Source organism: Pseudobutyrivibrio ruminis AD2017 (assembly GCF_000424305.1).
In the GTDB taxonomy this organism is placed as follows: Bacteria; Bacillota; Clostridia; order Lachnospirales; family Lachnospiraceae; genus Pseudobutyrivibrio; species Pseudobutyrivibrio ruminis_B.
Genome location: NZ_AUJQ01000009.1, coordinates 77,803 through 99,949, shown reverse-complemented (window position 1 = coordinate 99,949; position 22,147 = coordinate 77,803). Strand labels below are relative to the sequence as shown.

Genomic DNA, 22,147 nt, shown 5'->3' with positions numbered 1-22,147 from the left:
ATTGATTCCGTTGACGATATTGAAATCTCTAGGAAATAAAATTTTGGCAGCTACTTTATAATTTGAATCAAAGGTTCAAAGTCACTTTCCTTTAATCGAAAAGGATTATCAATGATTGGTCTGACGAAAGCATTCCACTTAAATTCTTTTTTTATTAAAACCCGTTCGGATTTGTCGTTTTTTAAATTAATATATGAAATATCTTCCATACAATCTCCTTTCAGTTTAGTTGCAATTTGGTACACATTACGCTGGCACCATGGCGTCATCGAACCAATCAATATCCTTGTATCGCATCTTTGAAAAACAATGCTATTAGTTTTTGAGTAACTAGCAAAATCAACTACTATAAATCCTTCCCAGCTATCTATTAGTTGCATGGCTTCATCCACATCACAGGCAAGCACATAGGTAACCCCCTTGTACAAAAATCCCGTATGATCATCAAAGTTAATCTGCCTATCGCCCACAACCGCAAGCAACTGACTATCATCACAAAGTTCTATATATAAAGTCTTCTTCTTTAAGGCTGAACATAAGAAATTTGCAATGCTTAAGGATAAATGGGTTACTCCCATTTTTGGTGATGCGCCAATTACTCCTACGATCTTTTTGTTTTGTTTTGTAAATTTTAAATTTTTTGTCGACATTTTACGTCGAAATAGTTTAATAGCAAAGTTTTTCATCCTGCAATATCTTTTGGATAATCCTTTCCTCTTCTTTGGATAATCCCATGATGCTTGTAGAATGTGGATACATATAAACCTTCTTTTTAAGGCTTTTGGCTAGCTTTATCATACTTAGCTTTCCCGACATATTTCCTATTAATGTTACGGTTTTATCACCTATCCAATCCGGGAAACACTGCTTTTGCCACAAAGCTCCGCCAGCAATTACGATAATCTTATCGCAATCTAAGGCTGCTTCCATATCTACCCCACAATCAATTAGGTATACACCTTTAGGAGGCTTTTGTGTTTCAACGGCTTCTCCATAATTAAGAATGCCTCTGAAATTATCGTGGTATAAAATTCCATCCTTTATTTTTGCACCATCAAAATTTTCCATTAGGTTATGAACGTTATTGCCCTTTTCATCCTTGTAATATGCATCAGTTCCCTTTTTGTTCAAAAACCTACACATATTTATGGCTATTCTTGTTGCACCTACAGCGTGAGACGTGCCCACTACTGCTATTTTTTTGCAAAGATCCCTTTTATCCGCATATTTTTTATTTGTTTTTCCCTGCAATTCAAGCAATCGATTTTTTAATATTGTGATAGATTTGATTCTATTTTGTATATCTTCATCAGTCGCCTGACTTACCAGTTTTCTTAATCTATAATCATCTTTTTCAAAACTGTTATTTAGCATATATTCCAAAATCTTGCCTACGCCAAAAACATCGCATCGCTCATCTAAAGGACCAGCCTTCAGTTGTTCTGGTGCAGCCCAATTAATAGTGCCTAGGGGCCTTGCCTTTGCTGCTTCAGATTTCCTAACTGCAATGCCAAAATCAATTAGACGTACAGTATCATTCTGCAATATTACATGCTCAGGCTTCATATCTCGATAAAGAATTGGTCCTCCATCGGCATTATGCAAAGCCTCTATAACATTGCATAGACTTATAGCAATATTTAATAGCGTTTCCTTGGTGATTGTTGTATCTAACAGATACTCCCGCAGAGATTGACCCTCTACATATTCCTCAACCAAATAATACATTTCATCTGTATCTTCTACGCTTATAATGGTGGGTATTTGGGATGATTTAATCCCTTGTAAAAGATGTGCTTCGGATAGGATGCTGTGTGCATTAGGATGTGCCCTGTGAATAGCCTTAAGAATCCTTAATGCTCCTATCTTTTTGTAATTGACAATTAATACTGCTGTAGCTGCTGTTTCTTGCAGTATCTGAACTATGTCGTACCTGTCTGAAATACCATCAGGTATCATATTACATCAGCTCCTTCCTTTCGGAAAGGCATCTTGCAGATAAGTTTATATCACATATAAAATTACATTGCAACCCCTAATTTATTTTTTATCACTTTTATATAACGGTGTAATTTTATAAAAATTTAATATTTTTATCACGATTTCTATAGCTTCTCTCCTTTACATTCCGATATAATATATATATAATTCGAATAAGAAATTTGCTTAAGACGCATCTTATTTCGATTCGGGAGGTGATTTTTATGAAGATTGAAAGAATCAACGAGAACCAGATCAGATGCACTCTTTCGAGAGAAGATTTAATCAGCCGCCACATCAAGCTATCAGAGCTTGCTTACGGCTCAGCCAAAGCCAGAGAGCTTTTTAGAGAGCTTATGGAACAGGCTGCATACCAGTACGGTTTCGAAGCAGAAGATATTCCGCTTATGATAGAAGCTATACCACTTTCATCCGAATCCATTATTCTACTTGTTACTAAGGTAGAGAATCCTGATGAGTTAGATACACGTTTTTCCAGATTCTCTGAAGATGATGACGATTTCGATGATGATGATATGGATGTTACCAATGCACCAGCTAAACCATTCAACGAATCAGCAGCTGATGACATTTTAAATATCTTTAACAGCCTAATAGAAAAGGCTCAGAAGGCTATAGCCGCTTCACCAGAAGCAGCAGCCAAGGAAGGCTTACCTGTAGACATTACTAAGATGTTTGTTTTTGACAATCTTGATGATGTCATTAGATTATCAGATGTTCTAGCAGGTTTTTACACTGGAAAGAATTCTCTCTACAAGAGTCCATTTGACAACAAATACTATTTAGTAGTTAGCAAGTCTGAAGACTCAGCCGAGACCTACAATAAGGTTTGCAATATCTTATCAGAATACAGCAACCAACAGAACTATGTAGTTGGCACAAGCCAATACATGTCAGAGCATTACGAAATAATGGCTGAGGGCGATGCAATTCAAAAGCTCGCCACAATTTAAGCAAACAAAAAAGAACCAGAAGCTTCTGGTTCTTTTTATTTGCTCATTAAGCCTTTGAATCTAAGAATGTATTAATCTCTTCTACAAGATCATCAGCATCGATACCGTGTACCATAGCTGCCTCCTCAATTGTTTCCATCTGAGATGATGGACATCCGAGACAGTGCATGCCGATATTAAGTAAAATAGGTGCTACGTCAGCATCGATCTGAAGAAGCTCACCAATCATTGTTGCCTTTGATACTCTTGCCATTTCAAATACTTCCTTTCTTGATTTGATTTCAATTGATGATACCATGTATTTCGATTTTTCGCAATTGATTATAGGTATTGTTAATACATAGTTAATAAATAGGTTAGTTTGTTTACAACTAAGTTGTGTACACAATTTAAACTTATGTTAGCCTAAATCAACAGAAGTTAGTTTGTGTGAACTGCTCTCCCCCTTGATTTTAGCTATATTTTTAAAAATTTAATTTTGTCCTTGATTTAGACACAATTTAGATGTATTATAAGGACATCAACTCGTAATTGATAATTTTTATTAATTATATTTAAGGAGGAATTTTATTATGGCATACGTAATTTCTGATTCATGTGTATCATGTGGTACATGCGAGCCTGAGTGCCCAGTAGGAGCTATCTCTCAGGGAGATTCACAGTTCAACATCGATGCAGGTGCATGTGTTGATTGTGGTACTTGTGCAGGTGTTTGCCCAACAGGCGCTATCGCTCAGGGCTAATCATTAAGTAATAACTTAATCAAGAAAACCGGTTAAAAAGAGCATCGCTTTCGCGATGCTCTTTTTTTATTACTTTATTCATCATGATTTGAATACTGGCTACGGTCGCGATTTGCGAAACGAGTGTATTCAGGTAACCAAGTAAGCTCGATGGTTCCGATAGGACCGTTACGTTGCTTAGCTACGATGATTTCTGATACATTCTTAAGTTCTGTATCGTGGTTATAGTAATCATCACGGTAGATGAACATAACCACGTCGGCATCCTGCTCGATGGCACCGGATTCACGAAGGTCAGACATCATTGGACGATGATCTGGACGCTGCTCAACGGCACGGGAAAGCTGTGACAGTGCAATAACTGGTACATTCAGCTCTCTGGCAAGGCCCTTTAGCGAACGAGAAATCTCTGAGATTTCCTGCTGTCTACTTTCTGATTTTCCATTACCTGACATCAACTGCAAGTAGTCGATGATAATAATGGAAAGACCAAATTCCATCTTGAATTTTCTACATTTACTACGAAGCTCTCCAATTGAGATACCTGGTGTATCATCGATAATAAGCTTTGAATTACCGATTTTACCAGCACCTTCGATAAGGTTTTCCCAATCTGCTTCCTGCAGATTACCGGTACGAAGCTTCTGGGCATCCACCCTTGATTCCAAGGCGAATAGACGGTTAACCAGCTGCTCCTTTGACATTTCCAGTGAGAATATGGCTGCGCATAAATGCTCATGGATAGTGATATGCTGTGCCAGGTTAAGAACGAAGGCTGTTTTACCCATTGATGGACGGGCCGCAATAAGAATAAGGTCAGATGGCTGCAAGCCTGCAGTCTGTCTGTCCAAATCAATGAAGCCTGTTGGAATACCAGTAACTACGCCTCGTTGCTTTGATGCCTGCTCAATCTTTGCAATGGCATTCATAACAACCTGCTTGATTGGCACATAGTCTGTGTTTCCACGGTTCTGAACCAGGGCGAATATGTCATGCTCAGTCTGATTAAGGATGGTATCAACCTCTTCTGAACCTTCAAAGCACATGTTCTCGATATTCTGATTTACCTTAATGATATTTCGAAGTACTGCCTTATCCTTTACGATATTGGCATAGCTTTTGGCGTTTACTGTTGTAGGAACGCCCAATACCAATTCCTGTATGAACTCCAAGGAGGCAAATTCTGGTGGAACTCCCTTTTCCTTAAGCTTGTTCTGCAATGTTACCTCATCTACAGGCTCGCCAGCGTTGTAAAGCTCAACAATGGCTTCAAAAAGCATTCCGTACTGTTGGTGATAGAAATCATCCTTAATAAGGATCTCTGAACATTCCACAATAACGTCCCTATCTACAATCATCGAACCAATAACAGACTGCTCTGCCTCTAGAGAATTAGGCATTTGTCGTTTGATTACGTCTTCCATTAATTATTCCCCTAATATTATAGTTCTGACACATGAACGCGCAGTGTAGCTGTTACCTTTGGATGAAGCTTAACCTTAACCTCGTATGTACCAAGGGCTCTGATTGGATCCTCAAGGACGATTTTCTTTTTATCGATTTCCTTGCCGTACTGCTTCTTAGCTGCTTCAGCGATTTCCTTTGTAGATACTGAACCGAAGGTACGTCCGCCTTCTCCTGTTTTGATTTTGGTCTCAACCTTCCACTCAGCAATTTCCTTTTCAAATGCCAAAGCGGCCTCATAGTTTTCCTGAGCTACCTTTTCATCGTGCTTATTCTGAAGCTTAAGGTCGTTAAGCGCTGCGTTCGTAGCCTCAACACCAAGCTTTTTCTTGAACAACATGTTTCTTGCATAGCCTTCGCTAACTTCTACTACCTCCCCCTTCTTACCAAGTGATTTTACATCAGCAAGTAATATTACTTTCATAGTCTGATTTCTCCTTCTTCTAGCATTTTATCTATTGTAACTTCAAGGTCCTCGCGAACCTCTTCTAATGTTCTGTTTTGGATTTGGGCGCCGGCAATATTTACATGGCCACCACCGCCTAGACGTGCCATAATTCTTTGTACATCTATCTCATCGATTGAACGAGAGCTTATGAAAATCTTGTCCATAAACTTTGTAAGAACAAAGGAAGCCTTTATTCCTACGATATTTAAAAGCTCATTGGCTGCCTGTGCGCCAACAACTGTAGGACTTTCAAGATTTCCATCTGGTTCGCATTCTGCAATAGCAAATGCATCTCTGTAAACTCTTGCGTTTCTAACGATTTCAGCACGTGCCTTGTAGGTTTCCATATTTTCACGAAGCATCTTTCTAACACGAGTAACCTCGGCACCATTACGGCGAAGGAAAGCTGCTGCTTCAAATGTACGGACACCAGTTTTTGTCATAAAGTTGTTAGTATCAATAAGGATACCAGCATAAATACAATCAGCCTCTGTTGGGTTGATGTTGATTTTGTCTGCAAAATACTGCAAAACTTCAGCAATCATCTCACTAGCAGATGATGCATAAGGCTCGATGTAGGAAAGAATTGGGTTTTCAATTGTTTCCTCCACCTGTCTGTGATGGTCGATTACTACTATATTTTTGTTCTTTGCAAGAAGTCCTGGACATTCCACGTAGCTTGGTCGGTTTGTATCCACAACCATGATAAGTGTGTTGTCATTGCACAAATTAAGCGCCTGCTCGCTGGTGATAAACATATCATCAGGATATTCTTCTCTTTCAGTAAAGGACTCAACCACTGGTCGCATAGAACTTGTAATTGTGTCGATTACGATGTTTACTGGCTTGCCGATTTCGCGGCCTGCGCAGTATACGCCTACAGATGCACCTAAGCAATCTGCATCTGATAAATTGTGGCCCATAACGATGATTCGCTCTCTGGTTTCCATTAATTCCCTGAGAGCCTGAGCCTTAACTCTTGCTTTAACACGTGTGGTACGTTCCACTTCCTTACCGTGTGTACCATAATAAGAAACATTCTGGCCGTTCTTAACAACAACCTGGCAACCACCTCTGGCCAATGCCAAATCTATTGCCACGTGTGCATATTGAGCCTTTTGTGTGTAATTATCACTGCCAAGACCAACACCGATACTGATAGTGATTTCTTTATCGTTGCCCATCTTAAGAGTGGTGATATCTTCAACAAGTGAGAACTTATCCTCTTCAAACTGCTGTAAATATTTGTGCTGGAAAACGATTAAATATTTGTCTTTTTCAAGACGTCTAACGATGGCATTTGCCTCGCCAAAATACTTGTTAATCTTTCTATCCAATAAAGCTAAAAGCATTGAACGTTTAGCATTTTCTACCTGATCAAAAACTTCATCATAGTTATCTACATATAGAAGAGCCATGACCATTGACTGGTCGTTAATCTTTGCCTTGGTAGCCTGAATATCTGTCTCATCAAAAAGAATGATGGCTACCATTCCATCCTGAGATTCTTCCATCTCGACTGGAATGTTTCCACCAGAAAGAGGCTCTCTCATGTCTAATCTCTGCAAGCATGCCAAATATTTTCTATCATTATATTCAATATGAAGATCAAAGTTATCATCCTTAGCATGATCTATGCCTTCACGGGTAATTTCTGAAAATATACCTGTTATTGATTTGTTATAAGTTTTGCTTTTGTCCACCAGGTCTGTAAACTCTTCGTTCATCCATATAATTTTGCCTGTTGAATCCAACAAAACGTAAGGCAAGCGGAAGTTCTTAATGAGCTCCTTTTGAACAGTTCCATAGTGAACAGCATAATCTACAATTGTGTTTTTGAAAGATTTAAGATTAGCCCTGTAATATATGTAGCAAATGATTCCATATAAAAAGACGAATGAAGTCATTATTCCTGCTATTTTTGTATCTACAAAGCTTACCACGATACAGCCTATTAAAAAGATAATAAGCATGTACAGAGGGAATCTTAGATATCGTTTTAAACGCTTATTATATTTACTCTCTTCCATAATAACAATCTCCCTATGTTATTAATATATATACTCCAATGTATTATACCACACTAACCATTCTTTTATATACATTATATCTTTAACTATAGTGTAAATGCTCAATTTCAGCACTCTATATTTGTGCAGTTTTGACATAGGCTTGTCAAAATAACGAAAGGATTTTGTTATTTTTGGTTATTCTAACATTGTTCACAATTTCTCCATTTTTTATAATCGTAGATAGTTAAAGGGAGATTCCCAAATAGATTTAAACAAAAGAGAGGATTTTTACAATGGCAGACATTCAATTAAAAAACATTAACAAGAGATATCCTAATGGCTTCCACGCTGTTAAGGATTTCAACCTTGACATCAAGGATCAGGAATTCATCATCTTTGTAGGACCTTCAGGTTGTGGTAAGTCTACAACACTTCGTATGATTGCTGGACTTGAGGAGATTTCAGATGGTGAGCTTATCATCGACGGTAAGGTAATGAACGACGTAGAGCCTAAGGACAGAGATATCGCAATGGTATTCCAGAACTACGCTCTTTACCCACATATGACAGTTTACGATAACATGGCATTTGGTCTTAAGTTACGTAAGGTACCAAAGGATGAAATCGACAAGAAGGTACGTGAGGCAGCTAGAATCCTTGACCTTGAGAAGCTTCTTGACAGAAAGCCAAAGGCTCTTTCAGGTGGTCAGAGACAGCGTGTTGCTATGGGTCGTGCAATCGTTCGTAACCCTAAGGTATTCCTTATGGATGAGCCTCTTTCAAACCTTGATGCTAAGCTTCGTGTTCAGATGAGAACAGAGATTTCTAAGCTTCATGATTCACTTGGAGCAACAATGATCTACGTTACACATGATCAGACAGAGGCTATGACACTTGGTACAAGAATCGTAGTTATGAAGGACGGTGTTGTTCAGCAGATCGATACACCAGCTAACCTTTACCAGAAGCCATGCAACCTCTTCGTTGCTGGATTCATCGGATCACCTCAGATGAACTTCCTTGAGGGAACACTTAACGCTGATTGCTCAGCTATCCAGGTTAACGGTTCTAGCCTTCAGATTCCACCAGCAAAGACAAAGACACTTAAGGATGCTGGTTATGCTAACAAGTCTGTAATCCTTGGTATCCGTCCAGAAGATATACATGATTCACAGATCTTCGTTGATACACAGTCTGCTTCAGTTATCGAAGCTAAGATTTCTGTATACGAGCTTCTTGGTGCAGAAGTTTACTTATACTTCGATTATGCTGGAACTCAGGTTACAGCAAGAGTTGACCCACGTACAACAGCTAGAGGTGGCGACACAGTTAAGTTTGCTCTTGATATGGAGAAGGCTCACTTCTTCGATAAGGATACAGAGCTTACAATTGCTAACTAATACTTAGCCATATAAAAAAAGACTGGATGCACTCGCATCCAGTTTTTTTATGCTATAATGTTGCTATCTTTTTATTGGGGTATTGAAATGAATTTTGAAGAGAAAAAGCAAAAATTATTAGAGCAATTATCAAAGGCTACTGGAATTAATTTTGAAATATCTGATTCTGAACTTTCAGATGATGAAACTATAAATAAGCTTAAGGAAATGGTTGTTAGATTCAATGTGCTTGATTCTAAAAGCTCCTTCTACAGGGCTTTCCTTACCAGAGAGCTTTCTTATTCGGACGCTGCAGCCTACATTCATCGCTTCCACATTGATGAAAATGCTGTTCGCATGGTTTTCTATCTGGAAAGCCAGACTGATTATTCAAAGGAGGCTGTATCTTTATTAAAGAGCTTGCTTCCTGATTCGCAGGATGCACTGGTTCAGATTGATTCAAAGCACATTGCACTTATTGTACACTTTGAAAAAGAGCCAGATTCTGAGGAAATTAATCAATACTGTATGGAATTCTTGGACATGCTAGAATCAGAAGCCTTTATGTCTTTTAAGGTTTCTTATGATTTACCTACTGATAAATTTACAGATTTACCTTCTTCCTACAAAGACGTTGTTATTGCCATGCACATCGGCAATATCTTTAACAGCTCAGGTCATATTTATTCATACAGCACCCTTGGGCTAGGCAGATTGCTTTACAATATACCTGCCGATGAGGTTGAGACATATTTAAACAACCATATCAATTTCGACATTTTATCCGGTCTTGACGTGGAAACTTTGAACCTTTTAGAAGCATTTTTCGACAATGATTTATCATTAGCCGAAACCAGCCGCAAGATGTTTATTCACCGTAATACTCTTATCTATCGCCTGGATAAATTCGCTGATTTAACTGGATATGATGTAAGAAAATTCTCAGATGCGATTACTGTAAAGCTCTCGCTAATGCTTTACAATTATATAAGAGCCACCAAGTAATGGTGGCTCTTTACTGTTAACTAGTTCCCTTTTTTAATTAATATCAAAGCTGTTCTTCTCTCAACACCTATTTGTTTTTCTGCTTCCTCCTTTCCTGATAAAGCATTTATCCAGCCTTGATTTAAATAATTTGGAATTGATACCTCTTCCGCATTATTTCCCATATTAAAAATGATGAGTGCTGTTTCGTCTTCATAAGTCCTTGAAAACATGTACAGCTTCTTTTCATCATCACATAGGACTGTTTTATAGTTTCCCTTTTGAAGGGCTTTAGTGCTTCGTCGGACTTGCAATAACTGTCTATAATAATCTTCCAGCTCTGTTTGCTTATCCCATGCCATTGGGCTGCGATATTCTGGCTCTGTTGTACCCTCGATTCCCTTTTCATCTCCATAAAATACTGATGGGATACCAACAGCACATACCATGTAGGCAAGGGCCAACTTCAGCCTTTCTTCATCCGAATTGCAGGCCGATTTAAAGCGCTGCACATCATGTGTATCCAAAAAATTCATTTGCGCCAGTGCTACCTGCCTTGGATATCTGCGATTCATCTTATGAATTCTGGCGTCAAAGGTTGATACGCTTATTTCTTCTGTTCCGAAGAAATCCTTGCAGATATTTGTAAAGGTATAGTTCATAGTTGAATCAAACTGGTCACCTTGGAGCCATATAGTAGAATCCTCCCAGATTTCCCCAATCAAAAAGCTATCTGGATTTTCCTCTTTTATAGCCTTTCTGAAGGCCCTAAAGAAATCATGGTTGATTTCATTGGCTACATCCATTCTCCATCCATCAATTCCACATTCTCTAATCCAGAATCTGCCCACATCACAGCAGTATTTTTCCACCTCTGGATTTCCTGTATTCAGCTTAGGCATAGCTGCCACGTATGCAAATGCTTCGTAGTTCGGAATAGGCTTTGTCTCGATTGGAAATCTCAGCTTATAAAACCAATCTACATATTTTGATTTCTCTCCATTTTTTAGAACATCCTTAAAGGCAAAGAAATCTGGGCCGCAATGATTGAATACGCCGTCTAATATCACCTTAATATCCTTGCTATGACAGGCTTTTACAAGCTTCTTAAAATCCTCAATTGTGCCAAAACATGGATCAATATCCATATAGTCTACAGTGTCATACTTGTGATATGAATTTGCCTTAAATATAGGATTTATATATATGCAATTTGCTCCTAGTGAAGCAATATAATCTAGATTTTCCTCAATGCCCTTAATGGTTCCACCTAAATTTGAGTGATACTGGATATCGCCCTCCTGTATATTTTTTTCTTCACAAGATATACTTCTTTTTCCATCTGCAAAGCTATCTGGAAAGATATGATACATAACAATTCCATTTACCCATTCAGGAATTGAAATCATATCCTCCTTTCTTAGATAAGGGAATTGGAAATATTGAGTTCTGTTAGTACTTATGCTCTGTGAGAAACCATATTCATCAAAAAATAGCTTCTCACCTGCAAAATCTGTAAGCTCAAAGTAATAGCATACCCTTGTATAATCTGTCTTTATCTCACATTCAAAGTAATCGTTTACCATATCTGAAGCTACAAGCTCCATCTTAACTTTGAATACATCTATTGGATCCTTCTGACATACTCTGTCGCCAAAATATAAATCTACTTTTGCTAAATCTCCCTTTGCTGCTTTTATCGATACTACAAGACTATCTTCTGCAACCATGTACGCATCCTTAGATAAAGGTGCATGACTTATACCACTTAATATCAAAATACATATTCCTTTCGCATATATTTTAGGAAACTTTTTTCCTTACTCGTTGATTATTTATCTTTCATGACATAAAATTTAATTCACAAGACATGTATTTTCAATGTTTATTAGGATATTTTCTTTTCCTTTTGTAGGAAAACGCTATCCTTATTTTTTTAATTTGTGCATTTTTTACGGGAGGGTTTATGAGTGTAACTATAAAAGATGTTGCAAACGAAGCTGGGGTTTCCATCTCTACTGTATCGAAAATCATTAATGGGAAGGGTTCTATCTCACAGGATACTATTAACAGAGTGCAAGAAACCATTAGAAAGCTGAACTACACCCCAAATTCCAGGGCTGTGAGTTTTGCAAAACAGAATACTAAAAACATTATTTTTCTTACATCAATGAAGAAAAATGAGCCATATCTTAATCCTCACATGTTTGAAATCATGGACGGCTCCTATAGTGCCTTGTCTGACCTTGATTACACATTAAGTCTTATGGATATATCAATGAAGGATGGACAGGAATCCCCTGTTATTCAAGCCATACAATCGGGCTGTGCAGATGGAATACTTGTACATGGTTCCGCTGTGACTGAGGAAACTGCTAAATATATCATCGATTCAAATTTTCCTCATGTGATTATCGGTAGTCCAAGCATGGATAATCAGCTTTGTTGGATTGATACAAATCACGTTTTAGCTGGCCAATGTGCTGCAGAGCATTTGCTTGAATGTGGGTACATGAATATTGTTTTCATTGGAGAAAAAAGAACTGATTTTATTTCAAATCAACGCTTAAAGGGTGTTAAGAAAGCATTTATCAACCATGGCTTACATTTGAAGGCCGAAAATATATATAGTATTTCCTCTAATATTTCTAACGCTAGAAGCTTAACCAAAGAAATACTTACCGATAATCCTAAAACACAGGCTATTATATGTGAAAATAACACCATTGCTTTTGGAGTTTCCGCAGGAATTTTAGATTTGAAGCTTGATGTTCCTAATGATATTGCCTTTATCACATTTGATAGCTATCCCTACGCAAACATTATCGAGCCTAAGCCTACTGTAGTCGACATTGATATGTTTGATTTAGGATTCCAAGCCGCTCAAACCCTCATACGTAAAATTGATAATCCTCTGTTACTAACGCAGGGTTATTCTACCTTACCTATCTTAAAGCAAGGATTGACAACAAAAAAGGGGCTGTAAAAAGCCCCTTTGGTTTATGCAATTCTCTTTGCGCCATCGCCGATATCTACTACGTAGAATTCAGCATCTAGATCGTATTTTTCTTTGTAGGCTTTGCCTACTGTTTCTTTAAAGTTCTCAACAGCCTCATCCTTTACGATTGCTACTGTACAGCCTCCGAAGCCGCCGCCTGTGATGCGGGCACCGATTACACCTGGAACTGACCACTCTGTTTCTACAAGGAAATCTACCTCTTCACATGATACTTCGTAATCGTCACGAAGTGAAATGTGGCTAGCGTTCATGAGCTTTCCAAATGTTTCGATATCGTTAGCATTAAGTGCATCAACAGCCTTGATTGTACGCTGGTTCTCAGCTACGGCGTGCTTTGCTCTGCGGTAGTTAACCTCATCCTTGATAGCTGAACCGTATTTTTCGAATTCCTCGTCTGTAAGCTCACCAAGAGTGCTGATGCCGCATACTGTCTGAAGATCAGCAAGTGCCTGAGCGCTCTCATTTCTTCTGTCGTTATATGCGCTGTCTACAAGTGAGTGCTTTACCTTAGAATTTGTGATAACAATCTTGGCTCCATCAAGCTTTACGCTGGCATATTTATAGGATAAATCTGCACAGTCAAGGAAAATGGCGTGGTCTTTTTGTCCCATTGCTACCGCAAATTGGTCCATTATACCACAGTTACATCCATTGAAGTTGTTCTCTGAATACTGTCCGATAAGGGCTAAATCAATCATTGTCTTGTTAAGGCCAAACATATCGTTAAGCATTGTGCCTGTAAGTACCTCAAGTGAAGCAGATGATGAAAGGCCTGAACCGTTGGGAATATTGCCCCAAACTACCATTTCAAATCCTGATTTAATTTCTGCACCCTTCTCAATTAAGGCCCAAACAACACCAAGTGGATAGTTTGCCCAGTTGTACTCATCCTTGTTTGTAAGATCATCAAGTGAGCTTTCAATAACTCCTACTCTTTCGATGTTTGCTGAGTAAAGCTTAATTACCTTATCCTCGCGCTTTCTTGCTACTGCGTATGTTCCAATTGTAAGTGCGCATGGAAATACGTGACCACCATTGTAATCTGTGTGTTCACCGATAAGATTTACACGGCCTGGAGCGAAATATGTTCGGATATCGCCAGCTTCGCCGAATTTTGATTCGAATATTTGCTTTAGTTCTTGTACGTTCATTTAATTCTCCTTAAATGTATATATCGTGTTTGTTGTATTTAGCCATTGCTTTGAGCAATTTGTCGGAAGGTGTGAATATTACTTTAAAATCGTTGCCTTTTGCCTCGCTGTGAGCCACTAAGATGTAATCTTTTTGCTCTGAATCATGGGCGCTGCAATCATAAGTTTTAAGCTGAACATGGTCGTATTTAAGTGATTCATTAGTATCTGTTGCTGCAACCATCTTTACTTCGCTTGATTCAATAGTAACAACCTTTTTTCTCTTCTCGTTGTTAATGATTTTAGCGATTTCAAGGCTACCATTTGTGTAGTCATATTCATATTCTATGTTTTTGTTCGAGTATAATATTATCGTATATATAGCCATAGCAATGAGCAAAATCGCCATAATAATTGTCAAAAACCCTCGTGAATAGGTAACAAGACTAACTAATAATAGTAATGTAATTATTGAAGCAGCTGTTTTCTTTGTTTTATCCTGAGCTGTCTCAATTACTTTTACTGCCTCTTCTACGAATGTGTCATTTGATTCAAACATAATTATCCCTCAACTTTCCTTCTAGTTTAAGCAAGTATTTGCTTTAAAAAAATGCCGGCCACACCTTTGCAGCCGACATTCATTATACCATATAAATTATGCCTTAAATACCCCTAAAACTAAAGGAAATCGTCATGTCCTTACTGTTATCAAGCATGAATTCTGGATGTGTTTTTGAGCCCCATGTATCGTCTCCTGCGATGCCCATTTGCTTACCTACTCTCACATGCGTGAAATGAGATGGAGGAAGCTCTGTAGGGTGCATTGCCTCGTCGATTTCATGCACTGTGTATGGCAATGCTGAAAAACCATTACCCTCAGCCAAAAACAGTACTCCATTTCCTCTTTCATCCGTAAGCTTTGCATAGCGTACATCCTCATGATTTCCACATTCCTGAGGAACTAAGTATTTGGCCATGTTGTCAGCTACCTTATTTCTAAATATTCCTAGCTTTGCGTGGCATTTATCGTTGTAGGTTTCCTCTGGTCCTCTTCCGTACCATTCCAGGTTTTCTAAGCTGCTATCAAGTGCAAATGCCATTGAAAGCTCTGGCAATTCACCTATTTCTGTTGATGCTGGAAGGCGAAGTGTACAATCTACCAAACCATCAGAATGAACGATATATTCTACCTCACACTTGCCAGCTGGCCTTGTAGCCAGATGATATGTGTATACCACCTTTACGCTGTCCTCAGAAGCTTTTACATGTGGAACCTCGTTAATTCCATCATCCATGCGATTTGTAGCAATATATTTGCTGGCAAGCTTCCACTGGCCTGCTCTGAATGGCAACTGATTAGCCAAATCATTTTCTGTCATTGGGCGCCAGAAGTTTGGCATTACAAAGCGCTTTAATAGCTCCCTGCCGTGATATTTATATGAGCTTAAGCCCTTTACGCCAACGAACAATACCTCAAAATCATCGCCCTTTACTCCAAGGTTATGGAAGCCTTGTGTAACAGTAAGCTTCTGCGCCTGTCCGCGCTCAAATGTAAATCTGCCTACTGTGGTCTGTCCATAAGCCACTTCATGACCTCTCTTAGCCCATAAAGTGTCCTCTTTAAGCACAAATGAAATCGTGATTATATATTCGTCATCTCTTGGTAAATCAAGTTCTAGCTCGTACTCTGTAGTAGAAAGAGGTGGACAATCAATAGTGAGCTCCTCCTCTGCAATTAAATCACCTAATCGCTCTATTGTTAGAATAGCTATATATTCGTTTGTATCTGTAAACAGATTTCGGTTTTCAATTATCGCCTTATTACCTTCGAAGGTAATTTTTATGTTCTGATAATCGTGTTTTACCTCCTGCATCTTTGGGCTCGGCTCTCTGTTTTTGCTATAGCAGATGCCATCCCCTGAGAAGCTGCCATCGTTTGGTCTATCATCAAAATCACCACCGTAGCCTTCAAATTTGATACCGCGATTATCCTTTATTGTGATAGCCTGATCAATGTAATCCCAGATAAAACCGCCCTGGAATAAAGGCTCCTCGTATGCAAGCTCTGTATACTTGCTCATTGCGCCACAGCTATTACCCATGGCATGCATATATTCGCAGTTGATATAAGGCTTATCCTTGTGGTCCTTCAACCACTCCTTGATAGCCTTAACTGGCACATACATGGTAGATTCCATATCTGACAAATCTACACGTCTATCATTAAATACTCCCTCATAATGAACCAAACGAGTGCTATCCCACTCATGAATTTTTTCTTGCATCTTGCGAAGATTGATGCCGCCATAGCTTTCATTTCCAAGAGACCATATAAGAATACATGGATGATTCTTATCTCGTTCAAACATACTGTGGGCTCTGTCGATTATATTGTCTGTAAACTCTGGTCTATCGCCAGGAACAGCGTAGCTGTCATCTTTTACCTTCATAATTTGGATTGGTGTCTGCCATGTTCCATGAGTCTCTAAGTTTGTTTCATCTATAACATATAAACCAAAAATATCGCATAATCTGTAGAAGTATGTCTGGTTAGGATAGTGGCTTGTACGAATTGCATTTATGTTGTTCTGCTTGATTGTGATTATATCCTTTAAGATATCTTCCTCTGACAGAACACGGCCTGTGGATGAAGAAAATTCGTGGCGATTAACCCCCTTAAACACGATGCGTTTCCCGTTAATATGCATCATGCCATCCTTCATCTCGAAGCGTCTAAATCCAACCTTTTCCTTAATAACCTCAGACAGGCGACCCGTTTCACCAAATACGTTAAGCTGAAGGTCAAAAAGATAAGGATTTTCTGCGCTCCACAGCTCTGGCTCCCTCACATGAACCTCCATGTGATTCATGCCTTCCTCAAGTGCCATTTTGCTGAGGATATCAGCATCATCATCTGAAAGTGTCATCTGAACAAGGCCGCTTCCCACAACATCCATGTCGATTACTAAGGTTGCATCCTTGTAATCATCATCAAGAAGTGTCTGTATTCGCAAATCTCTAATATGAGTCTTAGGAACCGTGTATAAATAAACCTCTCTGAAGATACCGGAAAATCTAAAGAAATCCTGGTCTTCACACCAGCTTCCAGAAGTCCATTTGAATACCTGAACTGCCAGCTTGTTCTCACCCTTACGAATATAAGGAGTAAGATCAAACTCACTTGGTGTAAAAGAGTCCTCGCTGTAGCCAACATATCCACCGTTTAGCCATAATGCGAAGCCGCTTTCTACACCCTGAAATGATATATAAACAGGGCCATCTTCCATGTTTTTAGGAAGTGTGAAGTACTTCACGTAATTCCCCACAGGGTTTTCCATGGTAGGAATCTCTCCTGGCTCAATAGCTTCATGGCCATCCCATGGATACTGGGTATTTACGTACATTATCTTGTCGTAGCCTTCAAGCTGTATGTGGGCTGGGACTTTAATATCGTCCCACCCTCTACAATTCCTTGAATCCTCATAAAAATCCTTATCACAGCACTCATAGTTTTTGGCAAATTCAAACTTCCATGTGCCGTTTAGGGAATATTTAAAGCTGGATTTTTCTCCATAAGCATAGGCTTCACTGTCGTAATATTCATGGTCTGAATGAGCCTTTAACCTGTTTTGTTCAAATATTCTTGGGTCCTTTACAATTTCATAGTCGAAATTTTTCATCTTATTTTACCGATCCTGTAATTCCTTCTGCAAACTGCTTCTGAAGTACGAAGAATACTATCATTGTAGGAAGTGAGCAGAATAATACGCCTAGCATTGTCATACCGTAATCTACTGTGTAACCGCTTGAAATATTTGCAATGAACATTGGCATTGTCTGAGCACGGTTGTCGCTCATTACTACCTTTGGCCACATATATGCGTTCCAAGCATTCATAAATGTAATAACTGCAGCTGCCGCATAGATTGATTTCTGAATAGGTACATACATCTTGAAGAAGATTTTCCATTCAGCAAGTCCATCAATTCTGGCTGCCTCCATGATGTCAGGTGGGAAGTTACGAGAATTCTGTCTGAACATCATAATCATAAATGGTGTTGAAATACCAGGAAGGATGAAAGCCCATACTGTATTAAGGAGCTTTGCCTTTGATACAAGTCCGTACAAAGGAACCATTGTTGCTACAGCTGGTACCATCATTGCAAGAAGAAGGATTCCAAATAATTTATCCTTTCCCTTGTCATGATATAGCTCAAATCCATATCCTGCTATTGAACATACGAAAAGTGTTACTATTGTCTGCACGATTGAGTAAAGGAAGGAATTTCCCATACTACTCCAAAGTGTGCCCTGTACTGCTGTTTTCAAATGCTCAAAGTTAACAAACAATTGGTTTCCAAATCCTATAGAACCTCTTGCCACGTTAATTGAAGCATTTGTTGCTGCTGCAATCATCCAGTAAAGTGGAAATACCGAAATGAATGAGCAAATAATTAAGAAAATGTATGTAGGAATCAGTCTGCGCTGAATCATTGATCTGTTTTTCTTCTTAGTCACGTGTATCACCTACTTTCAGATTGATAAATGCAAGTATTGCAACCATTATAAATACTACAAATGACATTGCTGATGTGTATCCTAGGTTTCCTACACCCTGTCCAAATGCCTGGTTGTAAATGTAGTGAGACATTGTGATTGTTGAGTTTGCAGGTCCACCACTTGTTAAGTTTACTGACTCATCGAAGAGCTGTAATGTACCGTTAATAGACATGATTGCTGTCATAACGATTGTTGGCTTAAGAAGTGGCACTGTGATGTACCAGAATGTCTTCCATCCGTTTGCACCATCGATTTTAGCTGCCTCATATACTGAATATTCAATGTTCTGAAGACCAGCAAGGTAAAATACCATGTTATATCCTGTCCATCTCCAGATAAGGGCAATGATGATAATTGCTCTTGCTGTTGATGCTGTTCCAAGGAAATTGATATTCTCATGTGTAAGACCAATATTCTGAAGAACTGTGTTGATAAGACCCTGTGTAGCAAACATTGACTTGAAAATCAATGAGTATGATACAAGAGATGTTGCACATGGTAAGAATATGCATGTTCTAAAAATACCTTTAAACTTAAGGTCCTTGTTGTTAAGAAGCTGTGCTAATAAGATAGCCAAAATTAACATAACAGGAACCTCTACTATTAAATAAAGGAATGTATTTTTCATCGATGTTTTGAAAATTACATCCTGTAGCATTCGTTGGTAATTGTATGTTAGTGGATCTGCGAACTTGATATTAACGCCCTTTCCACTCTTAAATGATGTGATAAAAGCCTGTACGATTGGATAAAAACTCATTATAAAAATAAGTATTGTAGCTGGTGTAAGGAACAACCAGCCAGCTGCTAATTGCTTTTTTGCAAGTGTCATTCCCTTTTTCTTCTTCTCCACGATGTCTACCCTTTCTTTTAAAAATGGGAAGTGGGGTGAACCACTTCCCATTAAATACATTATCTAATTGAATTAAAGTCCCATATCAAATTTAAGATTTGATTCAGCCTCCTCAAGAGCCTGCTCTGTTGTGTATCCGTTATCAAGAACGTTCTGAAGTGCAGTACCAAGGTGTGTTCTAGCCTGATAGTGGTAATCTGACTGCTCTACTGTTGCTACGTTCTGTGTGTACTCTACGATGTCAGCGTAGATTGGCTGTCCGTTGAAGAAATCAACACCCTGCTGATATACATCTGACTCTGCAGCTGCTGCACATGTTCCGATAACACCACCGTTAAGAAGTGCCTCATCGTATGTTGTAGACTGTCCGTCTTCAGCTGAACGACCACCAAATGTGTAAGCTAAGAAATCCTTAGCAAGGTCTACCTTCTTGCAGTTAGCTGTGATATAAAGTGAAGAACCACCGTTTGAAGCGTATCCTGGCTTACCTGTAAGTGTTGGAGCTGGAACGATTTCCCACTTTCCTGAGTTCTCAGAAACCTGCTTCATTGTTGGGATAATCCAGTTACCATTGAATACACCAGCAACCATGTCGCCCTGGATTGCCTGATCTGTATAATCAGACCAATCATTTGCAAGGTAAAGAACGTTATCCTTTGCAAGCTGTGCAACAACATTGAATACCTTTACAAGTGTTTCGTTATCCTTGATGTATGGCTTTCCGTCTTTGAACTGGGAAACGCCTTCTTCCTGAAGCATCATGTAGAATAAATCGTTTCCTGAACCATCCATGCAAAGGAGGTACTTACCTGTCTTAGCCTGAACATCTTTACCAATCTTATCGAATTCGTCCCAAGTAATACCTGTTACATCATCGATTGTGTAGCCTGCCTGCTCAAGAAGGTCTGTTCTGTAAGCGAAGATTGCTGTACCTGCATCTACAGGGAAACCATAGTGCTTGCCATCGATTGTAGAGTATGAAAGCTTCTCAGCTCCAAGTCCGTTCCAATCGCAATCAGCATCGCTGGCATCCTGCCATGCATCTGGATAGTTTGTAACGTACTGCTGGAAATAGTGATCCTGGAAAAGCACGATATCTGGTAATGTGCTATAGTCACCAGCTTCTGCTGCAAGTGTTACTGCCTGCTCAACATCTGAAGACTGTGACTGTGTTATAACCTCAAGCTTGAAATCTGGATTAACATCCTGATAATCCTTCTCAGCTGCCTTAAGTGCTGGAATGTTGAAGTTTTCATCCCAAGCATAAACTGTTAATGTGTTCTCGTCATCTGACTGAACTGCTTCTGTAGCAGCTCCATCTGCTGCATCCTTAGATGCGTTGTCTGTTGTGTCAGCACTGCTTCCGCAAGCTACCATTGATGCAGCCATTGTGCCAACAAGCATGAGTGAAAGTAACTTTCTCTTCATTCTCCATTCTCCTTACTGTTTGTAAAAAATTTTGCGAGTACGTTGTGCATATTGCACAATAATATGTTTTGTACCCGCCCCTCATATGGTCATAATACTAGTTTTGCGCAACAGGTGGTCTTATATATTTGCGCTAGAAATGTGCAAATTCGACTATTTGAGATTGTTAAATAATTGTTTTTCCACGAAAATTTGTAGAAACTATGAAGAAAGGATGGTAGATTCTTGACGAATCTACCATCCTTTCTTAGCACTGATTTGATAATTCTTTTTTGATATTCCTAAGATATTTTCTTCCTTTTTCCACTGATATGGAGTCTTTCCAGTCAGCTTTTTAAAGTTTCTGTTGAAGGTGGATGGGGTCTGATAACCTACCCTGAATCCTACCTCTTCCATGGCATAATCCTTGTTTTGGATTATCTCGCAGGCCTTATCTATACGAACCATATTCAGATAATCCAAAGGCTTCATACTCATGCTTTCCTCGAAAATACGCCTAAAATGGCTTTCTGACAATCCACATTCGCTTGCCACGTCAGACATTTTTATCTCTTCTGCATAATGCTCAGCAATATAATTAACGCTCTTTTCAATGTAGCTGTTTAATCGCTTTTCCTCCAGGGTTAAGGATGAACTCATATCCTCGTTAATCCTTAGTAGCTCTACCACAAAGGCTCTTAGGTAACCTTTTACAGCCTCCTTGTAGTATGGCTTTGTCTCCCTGTATTCCTCAATAATATTCTTGATTATGTTGGTCATAACCTTGTTCTGGTTCCACTGAATAACATAACCGTGACTATTAAGCTTCTTAATTACCTCTTCAGGAAGCATTCGCTTAAACTGCATCTCGTTACGAATAAAGCGCTCCAAATCGATGTATAGATACTCCCATTTACATATTCCCTCATTGTAGCTCTTTGTTTCATGAGGTATATTTTCAGGAATTATGGTTATCAACCCACCCTTGTATGGAACAGTGGATTCCTCAATAGTAAGCTGGCCATTTCCCCAGTAGCAATAGCCTATTTCCATATAGTTGTGGAAATGAAGCAGATTCTCCTGCTCCGCCCCATAGCTTCGAACCCAAGTCTCTCCAAGAAGAGCCATTACATAATGTCCATCTGGTATTTCATAATATCTATATTCAATCTGCTTCTTTTGTTTTGCCATAAA

The 22,147-nt window shown here is 38.9% G+C and carries 19 protein-coding genes; 5 read left to right on the top strand and 14 right to left on the bottom strand.

The features are described from left to right. Positions 1-50 precede the first annotated feature (50 nt). Together G611_RS0108050 and G611_RS0108045 are read right to left on the bottom strand one after the other, a co-directional pair. Entirely contained in the window at positions 51-686 is a 636-nt protein-coding gene (locus G611_RS0108050; RefSeq protein WP_028243184.1) for a hypothetical protein, read from the bottom strand. Beyond that, the gene (locus G611_RS0108045) at positions 667-1,959 is read right to left on the bottom strand and encodes a serine/threonine protein kinase (RefSeq protein ID WP_028243183.1); all 1,293 of its coding nucleotides are present in this window, start codon (positions 1,957-1,959) and stop codon (positions 667-669) included. The genes G611_RS0108050 and G611_RS0108045 overlap by 20 nt, the downstream gene beginning before the upstream one ends. Before the next feature lie 245 nt (positions 1,960-2,204). On the opposite strand from G611_RS0108045, the gene G611_RS0108040 reads away from it, so the two are divergent. Next, on the top strand, positions 2,205-2,954 hold the full coding sequence (locus G611_RS0108040) for an adaptor protein MecA (RefSeq protein WP_028243182.1): 750 nt from the start codon (positions 2,205-2,207) through the stop codon (positions 2,952-2,954). A 46-nt stretch (positions 2,955-3,000) separates the two neighbouring features. Here G611_RS0108040 and G611_RS0108035 read toward each other — a convergent pair whose 3' ends face one another. Continuing rightward, positions 3,001-3,207, bottom strand: coding sequence for a DUF1858 domain-containing protein (locus tag G611_RS0108035; protein ID WP_015550586.1), 207 nt, complete (start codon positions 3,205-3,207; stop codon positions 3,001-3,003). Between the two features lie 319 nt (positions 3,208-3,526). On the opposite strand from G611_RS0108035, the gene G611_RS0108030 reads away from it, so the two are divergent. Further along, the gene (locus G611_RS0108030; RefSeq protein ID WP_028243181.1) at positions 3,527-3,697 is read left to right on the top strand and encodes a DUF362 domain-containing protein; all 171 of its coding nucleotides are present in this window, start codon (positions 3,527-3,529) and stop codon (positions 3,695-3,697) included. A 74-nt stretch (positions 3,698-3,771) separates the two neighbouring features. Here the strand turns inward: G611_RS0108030 and dnaB are convergent, their stop codons facing one another. The 3 genes from dnaB to G611_RS0108015 are packed head-to-tail and all read right to left on the bottom strand — an operon-like array spanning position 3,772 to position 7,639. Then, a complete protein-coding gene (dnaB, locus tag G611_RS0108025) occupies positions 3,772-5,121 on the bottom strand; it encodes a replicative DNA helicase (protein ID WP_028243180.1) in 1,350 nt (449 codons plus the stop codon). Positions 5,122-5,138: 17 nt separating this feature from the next. After that, the gene (gene rplI / locus G611_RS0108020) at positions 5,139-5,585 is read right to left on the bottom strand and encodes a 50S ribosomal protein L9 (RefSeq protein ID WP_028243179.1); all 447 of its coding nucleotides are present in this window, start codon (positions 5,583-5,585) and stop codon (positions 5,139-5,141) included. Then, entirely contained in the window at positions 5,582-7,639 is a 2,058-nt protein-coding gene (locus tag G611_RS0108015) for a DHH family phosphoesterase (protein WP_028243178.1), read from the bottom strand. The genes rplI and G611_RS0108015 overlap by 4 nt, the downstream gene beginning before the upstream one ends. 275 nt (positions 7,640-7,914) lie before the next feature. Between G611_RS0108015 and G611_RS0108010 the strand changes: the two genes are divergently transcribed. After that, on the top strand, positions 7,915-9,021 hold the full coding sequence (locus G611_RS0108010; RefSeq protein WP_028243177.1) for an ABC transporter ATP-binding protein: 1,107 nt from the start codon (positions 7,915-7,917) through the stop codon (positions 9,019-9,021). Between the two features lie 87 nt (positions 9,022-9,108). Beyond that, positions 9,109-10,005: a PucR family transcriptional regulator gene (locus G611_RS0108005; protein WP_028243176.1), complete on the top strand. Its 897-nt coding sequence runs from the start codon at positions 9,109-9,111 to the stop codon at positions 10,003-10,005. 20 nt (positions 10,006-10,025) lie between these two features. On the opposite strand, the gene G611_RS14340 is transcribed toward G611_RS0108005, so the two are convergent. Then, positions 10,026-11,762: a glycoside hydrolase family 13 protein gene (locus tag G611_RS14340; RefSeq protein ID WP_278244507.1), complete on the bottom strand. Its 1,737-nt coding sequence runs from the start codon at positions 11,760-11,762 to the stop codon at positions 10,026-10,028. Positions 11,763-11,950: 188 nt separating this feature from the next. On the opposite strand from G611_RS14340, the gene G611_RS0107995 reads away from it, so the two are divergent. Continuing rightward, positions 11,951-12,970, top strand: coding sequence for a LacI family DNA-binding transcriptional regulator (locus G611_RS0107995; RefSeq protein WP_028243175.1), 1,020 nt, complete (start codon positions 11,951-11,953; stop codon positions 12,968-12,970). Positions 12,971-12,984: 14 nt separating this feature from the next. On the opposite strand, the gene G611_RS0107990 is transcribed toward G611_RS0107995, so the two are convergent. From G611_RS0107990 to G611_RS14335, 7 genes are all read right to left on the bottom strand, one after another. Continuing rightward, positions 12,985-14,154 (bottom strand): galactokinase, encoded by a 1,170-nt coding sequence (locus G611_RS0107990; RefSeq protein WP_028243174.1) that lies wholly within the window; start codon positions 14,152-14,154, stop codon positions 12,985-12,987. 10 nt (positions 14,155-14,164) lie between these two features. After that, the gene (locus G611_RS0107985) at positions 14,165-14,692 is read right to left on the bottom strand and encodes a DUF6106 family protein (protein WP_028243173.1); all 528 of its coding nucleotides are present in this window, start codon (positions 14,690-14,692) and stop codon (positions 14,165-14,167) included. Positions 14,693-14,795: 103 nt separating this feature from the next. After that, a complete protein-coding gene (locus tag G611_RS0107980; protein WP_028243172.1) occupies positions 14,796-17,813 on the bottom strand; it encodes a glycoside hydrolase family 2 TIM barrel-domain containing protein in 3,018 nt (1,005 codons plus the stop codon). Between the two features lies 1 nt (position 17,814). Next, positions 17,815-18,627 (bottom strand): carbohydrate ABC transporter permease, encoded by an 813-nt coding sequence (locus G611_RS0107975; RefSeq protein ID WP_028243171.1) that lies wholly within the window; start codon positions 18,625-18,627, stop codon positions 17,815-17,817. A 16-nt stretch (positions 18,628-18,643) separates the two neighbouring features. Continuing rightward, on the bottom strand, positions 18,644-19,525 hold the full coding sequence (locus G611_RS0107970; protein ID WP_036948720.1) for a carbohydrate ABC transporter permease: 882 nt from the start codon (positions 19,523-19,525) through the stop codon (positions 18,644-18,646). A 93-nt stretch (positions 19,526-19,618) separates the two neighbouring features. Beyond that, the gene (locus G611_RS0107965; RefSeq protein WP_028243169.1) at positions 19,619-20,974 is read right to left on the bottom strand and encodes an ABC transporter substrate-binding protein; all 1,356 of its coding nucleotides are present in this window, start codon (positions 20,972-20,974) and stop codon (positions 19,619-19,621) included. A 234-nt stretch (positions 20,975-21,208) separates the two neighbouring features. Beyond that, a complete protein-coding gene (locus G611_RS14335; RefSeq protein ID WP_051195164.1) occupies positions 21,209-22,144 on the bottom strand; it encodes an AraC family transcriptional regulator in 936 nt (311 codons plus the stop codon). Between the last annotated feature and the right edge of the window lie 3 nt (positions 22,145-22,147).

Excerpts from the sequence above, each read along its gene's own strand:
- G611_RS0108010 (WP_028243177.1), top strand. The coding sequence starts at position 7,915 with ATGGCAGACATTCAATTAAAAAACATTAACAAGAGATATCCTAATGGC.
- dnaB (WP_028243180.1), bottom strand. The coding sequence starts at position 5,121 with ATGGAAGACGTAATCAAACGACAAATGCCTAATTCTCTAGAGGCAGAG.
- G611_RS0107975 (WP_028243171.1), bottom strand. The coding sequence starts at position 18,627 with ATGATTCAGCGCAGACTGATTCCTACATACATTTTCTTAATTATTTGC.
- G611_RS14335 (WP_051195164.1), bottom strand. The coding sequence starts at position 22,144 with ATGGCAAAACAAAAGAAGCAGATTGAATATAGATATTATGAAATACCA.
- G611_RS0108030 (WP_028243181.1), top strand. The coding sequence starts at position 3,527 with ATGGCATACGTAATTTCTGATTCATGTGTATCATGTGGTACATGCGAG.
- G611_RS0107990 (WP_028243174.1), bottom strand. The coding sequence starts at position 14,154 with ATGAACGTACAAGAACTAAAGCAAATATTCGAATCAAAATTCGGCGAA.
- G611_RS0108050 (WP_028243184.1), bottom strand. The coding sequence starts at position 686 with ATGAAAAACTTTGCTATTAAACTATTTCGACGTAAAATGTCGACAAAA.
- G611_RS0108005 (WP_028243176.1), top strand. The coding sequence starts at position 9,109 with ATGAATTTTGAAGAGAAAAAGCAAAAATTATTAGAGCAATTATCAAAG.
- G611_RS0108045 (WP_028243183.1), bottom strand. The coding sequence starts at position 1,959 with ATGATACCTGATGGTATTTCAGACAGGTACGACATAGTTCAGATACTG.
- G611_RS0108015 (WP_028243178.1), bottom strand. The coding sequence starts at position 7,639 with ATGGAAGAGAGTAAATATAATAAGCGTTTAAAACGATATCTAAGATTC.
- rplI (WP_028243179.1), bottom strand. The coding sequence starts at position 5,585 with ATGAAAGTAATATTACTTGCTGATGTAAAATCACTTGGTAAGAAGGGG.
- G611_RS0107985 (WP_028243173.1), bottom strand. The coding sequence starts at position 14,692 with ATGTTTGAATCAAATGACACATTCGTAGAAGAGGCAGTAAAAGTAATT.
- G611_RS0107970 (WP_036948720.1), bottom strand. The coding sequence starts at position 19,525 with ATGACACTTGCAAAAAAGCAATTAGCAGCTGGCTGGTTGTTCCTTACA.
- G611_RS0108035 (WP_015550586.1), bottom strand. The coding sequence starts at position 3,207 with ATGGCAAGAGTATCAAAGGCAACAATGATTGGTGAGCTTCTTCAGATC.
- G611_RS0107965 (WP_028243169.1), bottom strand. The coding sequence starts at position 20,974 with ATGAAGAGAAAGTTACTTTCACTCATGCTTGTTGGCACAATGGCTGCA.
- G611_RS0107980 (WP_028243172.1), bottom strand. The coding sequence starts at position 17,813 with ATGAAAAATTTCGACTATGAAATTGTAAAGGACCCAAGAATATTTGAA.
- G611_RS0108040 (WP_028243182.1), top strand. The coding sequence starts at position 2,205 with ATGAAGATTGAAAGAATCAACGAGAACCAGATCAGATGCACTCTTTCG.
- G611_RS0107995 (WP_028243175.1), top strand. The coding sequence starts at position 11,951 with ATGAGTGTAACTATAAAAGATGTTGCAAACGAAGCTGGGGTTTCCATC.